We start from the raw sequence: 9,876 nt of genomic DNA, 5'->3' as shown, positions 1-9,876 counted from the left end.
CGCCGGCTGGTCGAACAGCACCCGGTAGACAATCTGGCGGTGCTCCACATCGTCGGGCGCCGGGTCGGCGGCGCTCGGGTCGGTCGGGGCGGGCCAAGGCAGTTGTTTCATGCATGTTCTTGTAACACAGGATCATCAATGCAACAACTTGGAACAAACCCAACCTTTCAAGTAATCGATATAAGCCCCCCGGGGTTCACGTCATGCAGCTGCTGTACCGCCCGCCGACAACGTCAGGCCTGCCGAAAGCTGGGTCGCGCCCGGACCCTGACGTGCCGAGCAGCGCCGGGGTGACCAAACACGCAGACCCGGTCCAGCCTCTCGGACCGCGTCCATCGCCACTCGCACGGTCGACCGCTGTTCCCCGGCCGCTTCCGATGCGCACGCACAGGCGGTGAACGCGCCCAGAACCGCCAGGCTGGAGTCATCCGCCGCGAAACCGAACGTCCCGTCCGTGGCCCGTCCTGCAACGCCCGACCGGCGCACGCCCCATTTGCTGCTGCCGGCGACGTTCCGTGAGCTAGCCGTGGCGAACCATTGCTGGGTGCTCGCAGCGAAGGACGGCTTCGTGGCTCCATTGATTCGTTCGAGGTGACAGGCGCGTCGGCCTGCATGGAGATCACAGCTCCGGTACGAATTCGACACTGTAAGGAATAATCCTTACAGTGTTACCTCATGCAAGGAGTGCCGATCATGTCGATCATCTACGAAGCCGCCACGGTAACGGCAAAAGGCCAGATCACCCTGCCCAAGTCGATCCGTCAGGTGCTGAGAATCGATGTCGGTGAAAAGGTGGCGTTTGAGCTCCACGAGAATGGGCAAGTAGTCGTCAGCCGCGCCGACGCTGAAGATGAAGATCCGGCCATCGGTGCGTTCCTGGATCTACTCGCCGACGACATCCGGGCCGGTCGGTCCGTTCAGGCAATTCCGGCTGATCTGGCACAGGACATGCTTGAACATGCGGAGCGTGATTCAGGACAGGCCGAGGAAATCGAAGGCGACGTCGACCTCTAATGCAACGCCACGGATGGACGCTGCTGTTCCACGGTTGCCTGATCGACCAGCTACGCAACCTCCACCGCGCAGTCGATCGCGCACAACGGCGCGATACCATTCGGTCGGGCTCCAACGCGAACGTCAAGTTGTTCCACGCCTTGAGCCGGCTCATGCTGGAGGTCATCCCGCAGGATCCGTCCCGGGCCGAATACCGCCAAGGCAACACTCTCGGCCCGCGCCACCGCCGTTGGCGACGGGCCAAGATCGGGAGGCGGTTCCGATTGTTCTTCCGCTTTGACGCTAAGGCGAAGGTGATCGTCTACGCCTGGGTCAATGACCAATCCACGCTCCGTGCCACGGGGAGCCGGACCGATCCGTACACGGTCTTCGCCAAGATGCTCGCCCGGGGTCATCCGCCCGGCGACTGGGCCTCACTGATGATGGCTTCGAAGCAGGACTGGCAGACAGAGAAACAACACTGATCGAAATCCTCTCGCTACGGTGGGCGGACGATCGTGAGGCCGATTTCCCTCAATGCAGGTCAGACAGGTACGTCAGGTGAAGAAGCAGAAGACATTCACACCATCAAGACAGGACCAGCCGATCGCGGACCCGATCCGGCGTTTCCGTCCGCATCCATCGCCGCTCGCGCGGTCGACCGCTATTCCCCGGGCGCTTCCGATGCGCACGCACAGGCGGTGAACGCGCCCAGGACCGCCAAGCTGGAGTCATCCGCCGCGAAACCGAACGTCCCGCCCATGGCCCGTCCTGCGCCATCCGACCAGCGCCCGCCCCACTTGCCGCTGCCCACCGTGCCGCCGGCCGTGGTGTCGCCCGCGAACGGGCCGCCGTCGTCGGCAAACCCGGTCTCGCCGAGCGTGACCGACAGGTCGTCCAGCGGGGCTCCCGCCAGGCTGCGGAAGCCGCTCACTGCACCCCCGACCGTGCCGTCGTCGAAGTCGGCCTCCAGGCGGACATCGGCCACGAACTTCGTCGCCGTGCCGGCTGCCGCGAGCACGCCGGCCGCGTTGCCCTCATAGACCGCACTGCCCGTCGGGAACGCCGGGCTGAAGTCGACCGGCGGAACCGGCGGGCTCCGGCTCCAGAACGCGCCGGCCTCCCCCTCCCCTTCCCAGGCCCACACGCCCAGCACCTCGTGCGGGTAGCTCGATAGATCCGGCTCGATGCCGGGGATCAGGCTGGTGAAGGCGGCGAGCTCGAATCCCTGGCGCGGCGCCGGGAACGGCACTTGCACGATGAAGCGCGCGCCGTCGGTGATTTCGTGCGCGAGGCCACCCAGGTCGACGTCACGGACCACACGCACCGACACCTCGTCGGCCGTGCGGCCGCCCTCGTCGACGAGGGAGGATTGCGATCCACCGTTCGGCGCGGCCCGCGCCGCCCGCGCCAGGGCGTCGGCGACCGTACCGCCGAACTCGTCGTCCGCGCCGGCCAGTGCGGACAGGCCCGACTCGGCCAGCCTCGGCCCCCACGCGATCGTGTCAGGCGGCCCGCCATTCCCGCTGCCCGCCGGAGGCAGATCGATCGCATTGCTGCCGCCGCAGCCGGCAAGGCTGACGAGAGCAACCAGCACGCCAGCCGTCAGGCAAGTCCTCATTCCGGATTCTCCCTGCTGGTTGCGCGAACGGAGGCGGTCACGGATCGGCGAAGCGAAACCCCGAAGCCGTCGGGAAACCGTCCCGATACCGGGACCGCATCAACTGACCGGCATCCCGGAGGCTGGCACACCAAGTCTACGAGTCCTCACATCGGGTACATGCAGCGCGGGCATGTCCGGGCACGTTCGCCGGTCCCCGCCGCGCAACGTGGGCCACTTCCGGAGCGACGGCCTGCCCCCCAACGGCAGCACTCTCGCTTGCACTTGACCAACCTTCTTGTACATTCTTGGTTAGAGACCGCAGGAGACTGGGTTGTCGACTGCTTGCAAGGAGTTCGAATCCTGCCATGCCGCCCGCCACATACAAGATCGCCGAAGCCCGCGCCCACTTTTCTGAGCTTCTGGCGCGAGCCAGGGCCGGAGAGGAGATCGTGATCACCAAGGGGCACGAACCCCACGCCCGGCTGCTGCCGCCGGTTGAGGCCAGCGAGCGGGAACCTGCGCCGCTGGAACATTTGCGGTTGCCTGACGACCTCTTCGATGGTGACGATCCGGAGCAGGCTGCGCTCGATGCCGGTGACCACAATGACGACCTCGGAATCTGGCGCGGACGTCCAACCACGCCGTGAGACTGCTGCTTGACAGTCACGCCGTCTATTGGTGGATGACCGGGAACCCTAGGCTATCGGCACCTGCCAGGGAGCTGATCCTCAATAGCGCCAACGCGGTCTTGGTCAGCGCGGCTTCGATCTACGAAATCGAATACAAGGCCCGGCGAAAGCGCGTGGATCTGCCTCCGCAGGAACTTCGCGCCGCGCTCCGGCGCAACGCGGTCGAGGAACTGGCTATCACCTACGACCATGCCGAGTACGCCGCCCACCTTCGATGGGCGCACCGCGATCCGTGGGATCGATTGCTGGCAGCCCAGGCTTTCCTGGAACGTTGCATTTTTGTATCGGTCGACCAGGTGTTTGACGCCACGTCGATCGACCGGCGTTGGTAAGCTCCCGCGAGCCACCGTTTCAGACTTGCCCAGCGCCCGCTGTCAACATTCGAGGGCCCTGCGCGCCGTCGTCAGGGGCAACATCAGCACGAGGGGATCGATCGGCGATTCGACGAACCCGAGATGCCGGTAGAACGCCGCGGCGTCTTCGTCCAGCGCGTGTACGAGCAGCGCCCTGATCCCGGCGATCTCGGCAGCCTGGAGCGTGCGCAGGACAGCGTCCCGGACCAGTGCTCGGGCGATTCCCCTGCCCTGATGTGATCGGGTGACCGCAAGGCGGCCGAGCAATACGACCGGAATCGGCTCGGGCATGTTTCGCCGGATCCTTCCCGGCACGGCACGGTGCATCACGGATCCTGCGGCGAGGCAGTAGTAGCCGATCACCATGCCGTCGTCGCTCACGACATAGGTGCGCGAACCACCTTCCTGCTCATTCCTGAGCGCACGGGACACCAGCCAGCCGTCAAGTGCGGGCCGACCACAGTCAAACTCTCCAAAAACATGATCGGCGGTAATCGGTTCGGGGCGTTTCAACTCCATGCCCCGGCGGTCACTTGTCCCAGGGAGCCGGTGTCCTCAGCGTGCGCCGCAGACCGTCGTTCGGCTCGGGCGGGGCATCGAGCGCCGCGTTGAAAGCATCGAAGGCCGATGCCTCGACACTGAACAGGCGCTGGTCAAGCAGCACATTCTCAGAGGCCTCGCGCATCGTGTCGAGGACGAATTCCGTGCGCGACTTCCCGAGACGTTTCGCCGCCCGATCAATCAGCGCCTTCTGATCCACCGATGCGCGAAGATTGATGGTTTGCGTCTGCAAGGCCCGGTCGGGCATGGCCCCAATCCCAAGTTCAGCTGTGATGACATTGTGTGTACTGCAGCCCACGTCTGCCGTCAACGCGCGTCTGCTGTCGCCCTTACCGACTGACTTGTCAGCCGCCACCGTCGGCTCCCCGGCCAGTCCTGCCTGGGCCCGCGCGCGATCACGCAGCGCATCCAGCAGGCGCGGCAGGCCCCCCGTGATCGCGCCTATGTTAGACGCAGCCTAGGTTGCACCGGGGTCAGCGCCAGCTCCCGCGGGACGGCCGACCCGCTGTCCCGGAAGACCGGGAACGGGCCAACCTGCGCAAGCGCCGTCAATGGTTCGTTGCGCGGGAAGCGCTGGCGGACGTCAGCCACCCGTCAGGTCTGCGCGCCAGAGCGCACGACGCAGCGGCGTCAGCCCAAACGACGCGAACGGCGCACCTGGTCCTTCCCGTCCGGGAATTCAGTGCACGGGCGCGGCCAAGGCGACCGGTTGACCCCGCGTCCCGCGCAGATCATCTTCCGGCATCCCGCAACCGTTGGACCCGGCCCGTGCCCGCCCAGCCCGAATCCGTCACGCTCGCGTTCCCCGACGGCGCCGAGCGCACCTACCCGTGCCCCGTCACCGGCCACGACGTCGCCGCCGCGATCTCGCCCGGCCTCGCAAAGGCCGCACTCGCGGTCCGCCTCGACGGCGGCCTCCGCGACCTCACGCGTCCCATCACCGCGGACGGCGCCATCGAGATCGTGACCGGCAAGGACGCCACCCCCGAGGTCCTGGAACTCATCCGTCACGACGCCGCCCATGCCCTCGCCGAGGCCGCGAAGGAGCTCTACCCGGACGTCCAGGTCACCATCGGCCCGGCCATCGAGGACGGCTTCTACTACGACTTCGCCCGCGACGAACCCTTCACGCCGGCCGATCTTGAGGCGATGGAAGCGCGCATGCGCGAGATCGTCGCCCGCGACGAGCCCATTACCCGCGAGGTCTGGGAGCGCGACGACGCGGTCCGGTACTTCGATTCGATCGGCGAGCACTACAAGGCGGAGATCATCCGCGACCTTCCCGACAACGAGGAGATCACGATCTACCGCCAGGGCGAGTTCGTCGACCTCTGCCGCGGGCCGCACCTGCCGTCCACCGGGAAGCTCGGCACCGCCTTCAAGCTCACGCGGCTCGCCGGCGCCTACTGGCGGGGCGATTCACGCAACGCGATGCTCCAGCGCGTCTACGGCACCGCCTGGCGCAACCAGAAGGAACTCGACGCCCACCTCCACCGCCTCGAGGAGGCAGCCCGGCGCGACCACCGGCGTCTCGGCCGCGAAATGTCGCTCTTCCATTTCCAGGAAGAGGCGGCAGGCGCGGTCTTCTGGCACGCAGGCGGCACCACGCTGTACCGCACCGTCCGCACCTATATGCGCCGCCGCCTGGAGGCGGAGGGCTACCAGGAGGTCCAGACCCCCGAACTCGTCGACCGCACGCTCTGGGAACGTTCCGGGCACTGGGAGAAGTTCCGCGAACACATGTTCGTCGCGGAGACCGAGGACGCGGGCGGCACCACGCTCGCCCTCAAGCCCATGAACTGCCCGGGGCACGTGCAGATCTACAAGCAGGGGCTCAAGAGCTACCGCGACCTCCCGCTCCGGATGGCGGAGTTCGGCTGCTGCCACCGCTACGAACCCTCGGGCGCCCTGCACGGCCTCATGCGTCTCCGCGCCTTCACCCAGGACGACGCGCACATCTTCTGCACGGAGGACCAGATCACCGCCGAGACCGGCGGCTTCATCCGCCTCCTCCGGTCAATCTACAGCGACTTCGGCTTCGAGGACGTGCTGGTGAAGTTCGCCGACCGCCCCGAGGTGCGCGCCGGTGACGATGCGGTCTGGGACCGGGCCGAGGCGGCGCTGCTGAGCGCCGTCGAGGAGACCGGGCTCGCGGTCGAGCACAATCCGGGCGAGGGTGCCTTCTACGGCCCCAAGCTCGAGTTCGTGCTGGCCGACGCCATCGGGCGGAGCTGGCAGTGCGGCACCCTGCAGGTGGACTTCGTGCTGCCGGAACGGCTTGATGCGCTCTACACCGCCACCGACGGCGAGCGCCAGCGGCCAGTGATGCTGCACCGCGCCATCCTGGGGTCCTTCGAGCGCTTCATCGGCATCCTGATCGAGCACTATGCCGGCAACCTGCCCCTGTGGCTGGCGCCCCGCCAGGTCGTGGTCACCACGATCACCAGCGACGCCGACAGCTACGCCCGGGAGGTGCACGCCGCGCTCAAGGCGGCCGGCCTCCGCGCCGAACTCGACCTCCGGAACGAGAAGATCGGCTACAAGGTTCGGGAGCACTCCGTCGCCAAGGTGCCGGTCCTGCTCGTGGTCGGTCGCCGCGAAGCCGAAGGCCGGCAGGTGGCGGTGCGCCGGCTGGGCGACGCCGCGCGACCGGTCATGGGGCTGGTCGAGTGTGTCTCGGCCCTTCAGGACGAATCCCAACCGCCGGGCGTGGAGGAGCCTGCGGCTGCCGCGACAGGCTGATTCGCAGGCCTCTCCAACGCTCTTGGCAACCGGTTACGTGCGGGTATGCGGCGGGGCCGTCGCCGCGGTTTCAAGAGACCCTAGACCGGACCGGACCGGAGGCCTCCGTCTGGTATCCGGCAACTGACGCCCCGGTGCGGCGAGGCCCATTCGCTCCCTCCGGAATCGCCTGCGGAAGCGCCGTTCACCTGAACGGCTGAGAGGTTCGCGAATGCCAATTGGGGCACGGCGGGCAAGAGACGCATCCATCAAGATCAGCAGCGATCACGCTAGAGTGTCGATGATTGCGCAGCATCAAGCGTTACGCTAAATATAACGCATGCGATATGTCCTGGACACCAACGTAGTCGTGGCGGGCGTACGCAGCCGTTCAGGATCGAGCAATCCGCTCTTGGTCGCGGCCTTTCGCGGACGGTTCCAATGGTGCTGCTCGGTACCACTGTTCTACGAGTATGAAGACGTGTTGGGGCGTGCTGACTTCCTGTTGGACGCCCGCATCAGTAGGCACGAAATCGAAGCCTTTCTGACCGACGTTGCCAGAACAGTCACACCGGTCGAAATGCACTTTCTTTGGCGACCGCAGTTGCACGACCCTGCTGACGAAATGGTGCTGGAAACGGCGGTCAATGCCGGAGCAGCAACCATCGTGACCCACAATGTCAAGGACTTCGGAGAAGCGCCCGGGCGATTCGGATGCGCACTCTGGACACCTGCTCAGGCACTAAGGAGACTTTCATCATGAAGGCACGCGTCTCGTTGAACCTGCCGAGATCGCTTAAGGCGGCGGCAGAAGACTGGGCGAGACAGGAGGGTGTCTCGCTCAACCAGTTCATCGCGTGCGCCCTGGCTGAGAAAGTGGGCGCCAAGAACGCGGCCGCGTTCCTTGAGCAGCGTGGACAAGGCGGTGACCCGGAACGCGCCGCGCAATGGCTGGAGGCCCGCCCAGAATAACGCTTGGTTACACTTCGCCGCGCCCAGTTGCGCCGCACGGCATTGGGGCGTCGATCAAAATGATTCTCGTCCCTCCGTGCTTTTCCGCCTCGCCGGGGATCCGCTCCTTCATCGCCGGCAACTGTCAGCTGACGGCACACCTGCACTGCGAAAGCCCTCGGTTCGGGGGACCGCGATCCAAAGGAACCGGCTCGATCCTGGGTTCCTTCGAGCGCTTCATCGGCATCCTGATCGAGCACTACGCCGGCAACCTGCCGCTGTGGCTGGCGCCCCGCCAGGTCGTGGTCGCCACGATCACCAGCGACACCGACGGCTACGCCCGGGAGGTGCACGCCACGCTCGAGGCGGCCGGTCTCCGGGCGGAACTCGACCTCCGGAACGAGAAGATCGGCTACAAGGTCCGGGAGCACTCCCTCGCCAAGGTGCCGGTCTTGCTCGCGGTCGGCCGCCGCGAGGCCGAACACCGCCAAGTCGCCGTCCGCCGACTGGGCAACGCTGAGCAGCCTGTGCTGACGCTGGCGGAATGCGTCACCGCGCTTGCCGCCGAAGCGCAACCGCCGGACACGACGGGCACGACCGACTGACGATCAGACCGTCCCATGTAATAAGCGGCGAACCTCGCGAGGGCCGTACCCGGAATTTGCCTCTGCCTGCACAACCGGGCCTTGTCCGAGAAAATGGTCTCAGCCCGCAAGTGCTGCGAGCTAGGGCGGAGCGGCAATTGAATGAAAGGTAAATATGCCTTACGTTCCGTCTGTAGCTTCTGGCGGAGTCAGATTCATGGCCATCGTCCTCACGGTCACTTCGAAGGGACAGATCACGCTGCGCAAGGATGTGCTCGCACACTTGGGGGTGCGGCCCGGCGACAAGCTTGAGCTCGACCTGCTGGCGGACAGGCGCATGCAGGTCAGGTCGAAGCGCGGCACGTCGGTCGCGGCCGTCTTCGGCATGCTCGCGAAACCGCGGGCGTCACTCTCCGTCGAGGAGATGAACGAGATTGCCGCCTCGGGATGGGCGGGTAAGGAATGAAGATTACTGCGGACACGAACGTGCTCCTGCGCGCAGTCGTTAAGGATGACGCCGTCCAGGGTACGATGGCTCAGGCACTGCTCCTGCAGGCGACGGTCATCGCCCTTCCCGTCCCGGTCTTCTGTGAGTTCGCATGGGTACTGCAGCGCGGGTACGGCTATGGCACCGGCGAAATTGCCGGCGCCATCGAGGCAATCGCCGCCATCGACGCCGTCGTTACCGACTCGCCCGCGGTTGACGCGGGATTGGCTGCTTTGCGTGCCGGCGGAGATTTTGCCGACGGAACCATCGCCGCGCAGGGCGAACGCCTTGGCGGGACCGTGTTCGCGAGCTTCGATCGGAGCGCGATCGCTCGGCTCCAGCGTCGCGGGACGAACGCGGCAGATCCTTCGGAACTGACGGCCTGACGTGCCGCCCGCGATGCTCGACAACTTGTGAGCAATCACTGCGCTGTCACGCTACAGCGCTTTCTGTACAGCGAGAGGTCGAGAAGCCGTACGAGGCGCAGTTCGTGCTGTTCGGCGAGACCAATCCCATGTCCCACGATCCGACCGGGCTGCTGGAAGTGTTGACGAGCCTGGTGCCCGACGCGGCACGCTTCGATGTGTTGGTCGACTACATGACCCACGCCGTTCCGCTATGACACCGGCGACGCCGACGGCTACGCCCGGGCGGAACGTCCGGCAGAAGGCCGGACTCAGCCGCTAGATCCTGGCGACGGGCTGGAGCGGTCTCCGCACGATGCTCGCGTACAAGGCGCCGCAGCTGGTCGCGGTGGACCCGGCCGATACCAGCCGGATCTGCGCCGCGTGCGGCCACGCGGATCACGCGGACCTGAACGCGGCCCGCAATATCCGGCGTCGGGGGCTGGCGCAACTGCACGGCGAGGGTCATTCGGGCTTGCCGACTCCTGTGACCCGTGAAACGGATCGACGGCTGGCAGCGTAAGTTGTCA

General features: G+C 66.2%; 13 protein-coding genes and 1 pseudogene. 11 read left to right on the top strand and 3 right to left on the bottom strand.

Translation table 11 applies throughout. The features are described from left to right. The first annotated feature begins 693 nt into the window (after positions 1-693). Positions 694-1,014 carry a type II toxin-antitoxin system PrlF family antitoxin gene (locus OXH60_14055; GenBank protein MDE0713242.1) on the top strand — a complete coding sequence of 107 codons (321 nt, stop codon included), beginning with the start codon at positions 694-696 and terminating at the stop codon, positions 1,012-1,014. Beyond that, the gene (locus OXH60_14050) at positions 1,014-1,478 is read left to right on the top strand and encodes a type II toxin-antitoxin system YhaV family toxin (protein MDE0713241.1); all 465 of its coding nucleotides are present in this window, start codon (positions 1,014-1,016) and stop codon (positions 1,476-1,478) included. Before OXH60_14055 ends, OXH60_14050 begins: the two co-directional genes overlap by 1 nt. A gap of 179 nt (positions 1,479-1,657) precedes the next feature. On the opposite strand, the gene OXH60_14045 is transcribed toward OXH60_14050, so the two are convergent. Then, positions 1,658-2,614 (bottom strand): hypothetical protein, encoded by a 957-nt coding sequence (locus OXH60_14045; protein MDE0713240.1) that lies wholly within the window; start codon positions 2,612-2,614, stop codon positions 1,658-1,660. Between the two features lie 347 nt (positions 2,615-2,961). On the opposite strand from OXH60_14045, the gene OXH60_14040 reads away from it, so the two are divergent. Both OXH60_14040 and OXH60_14035 read left to right on the top strand, forming a co-directional pair. Next, the gene (locus OXH60_14040) at positions 2,962-3,243 is read left to right on the top strand and encodes a type II toxin-antitoxin system prevent-host-death family antitoxin (GenBank protein MDE0713239.1); all 282 of its coding nucleotides are present in this window, start codon (positions 2,962-2,964) and stop codon (positions 3,241-3,243) included. Continuing rightward, positions 3,240-3,617, top strand: a complete 378-nt coding sequence (locus OXH60_14035) for a type II toxin-antitoxin system VapC family toxin (GenBank protein MDE0713238.1) — start codon at positions 3,240-3,242, stop codon at positions 3,615-3,617. Before OXH60_14040 ends, OXH60_14035 begins: the two co-directional genes overlap by 4 nt. A gap of 42 nt (positions 3,618-3,659) precedes the next feature. On the opposite strand, the gene OXH60_14030 is transcribed toward OXH60_14035, so the two are convergent. After that, positions 3,660-4,157 carry a GNAT family N-acetyltransferase gene (locus OXH60_14030; protein MDE0713237.1) on the bottom strand — a complete coding sequence of 166 codons (498 nt, stop codon included), beginning with the start codon at positions 4,155-4,157 and terminating at the stop codon, positions 3,660-3,662. A 10-nt stretch (positions 4,158-4,167) separates the two neighbouring features. Continuing rightward, positions 4,168-4,446 (bottom strand): DUF1778 domain-containing protein, encoded by a 279-nt coding sequence (locus tag OXH60_14025; protein ID MDE0713236.1) that lies wholly within the window; start codon positions 4,444-4,446, stop codon positions 4,168-4,170. 521 nt (positions 4,447-4,967) lie between these two features. On the opposite strand from OXH60_14025, the gene thrS reads away from it, so the two are divergent. The 7 genes and pseudogenes from thrS (at position 4,968) to OXH60_13990 (ending at position 9,869) form a co-directional block, all read left to right on the top strand. After that, positions 4,968-6,941 (top strand): threonine--tRNA ligase, encoded by a 1,974-nt coding sequence (gene thrS, locus OXH60_14020; GenBank protein MDE0713235.1) that lies wholly within the window; start codon positions 4,968-4,970, stop codon positions 6,939-6,941. A 319-nt stretch (positions 6,942-7,260) separates the two neighbouring features. Continuing rightward, a complete protein-coding gene (locus OXH60_14015; protein ID MDE0713234.1) occupies positions 7,261-7,683 on the top strand; it encodes a putative toxin-antitoxin system toxin component, PIN family in 423 nt (140 codons plus the stop codon). Next, entirely contained in the window at positions 7,680-7,892 is a 213-nt protein-coding gene (locus OXH60_14010) for a pilus assembly protein HicB (GenBank protein ID MDE0713233.1), read from the top strand. The genes OXH60_14015 and OXH60_14010 overlap by 4 nt, the downstream gene beginning before the upstream one ends. 191 nt (positions 7,893-8,083) lie before the next feature. Further along, positions 8,084-8,476: pseudogene (locus OXH60_14005) on the top strand (His/Gly/Thr/Pro-type tRNA ligase C-terminal domain-containing protein). A gap of 196 nt (positions 8,477-8,672) precedes the next feature. Continuing rightward, positions 8,673-8,921 (top strand): AbrB/MazE/SpoVT family DNA-binding domain-containing protein, encoded by a 249-nt coding sequence (locus tag OXH60_14000; GenBank protein ID MDE0713232.1) that lies wholly within the window; start codon positions 8,673-8,675, stop codon positions 8,919-8,921. Further along, on the top strand, positions 8,918-9,328 hold the full coding sequence (locus OXH60_13995; protein ID MDE0713231.1) for a type II toxin-antitoxin system VapC family toxin: 411 nt from the start codon (positions 8,918-8,920) through the stop codon (positions 9,326-9,328). The genes OXH60_14000 and OXH60_13995 overlap by 4 nt, the downstream gene beginning before the upstream one ends. Before the next feature lie 334 nt (positions 9,329-9,662). Further along, positions 9,663-9,869, top strand: coding sequence for a hypothetical protein (locus tag OXH60_13990; protein ID MDE0713230.1), 207 nt, complete (start codon positions 9,663-9,665; stop codon positions 9,867-9,869). The last annotated feature ends 7 nt before the right edge of the window (positions 9,870-9,876 follow it).

The organism is Rhodospirillales bacterium (assembly GCA_028824295.1).
In the GTDB taxonomy this organism is placed as follows: Bacteria; Pseudomonadota; Alphaproteobacteria; order TMED109; family TMED109; genus VXPW01.
Note: the sequence above shows the minus strand (reverse complement) of the source record. Positions and strands in the feature narration are given on the sequence as shown.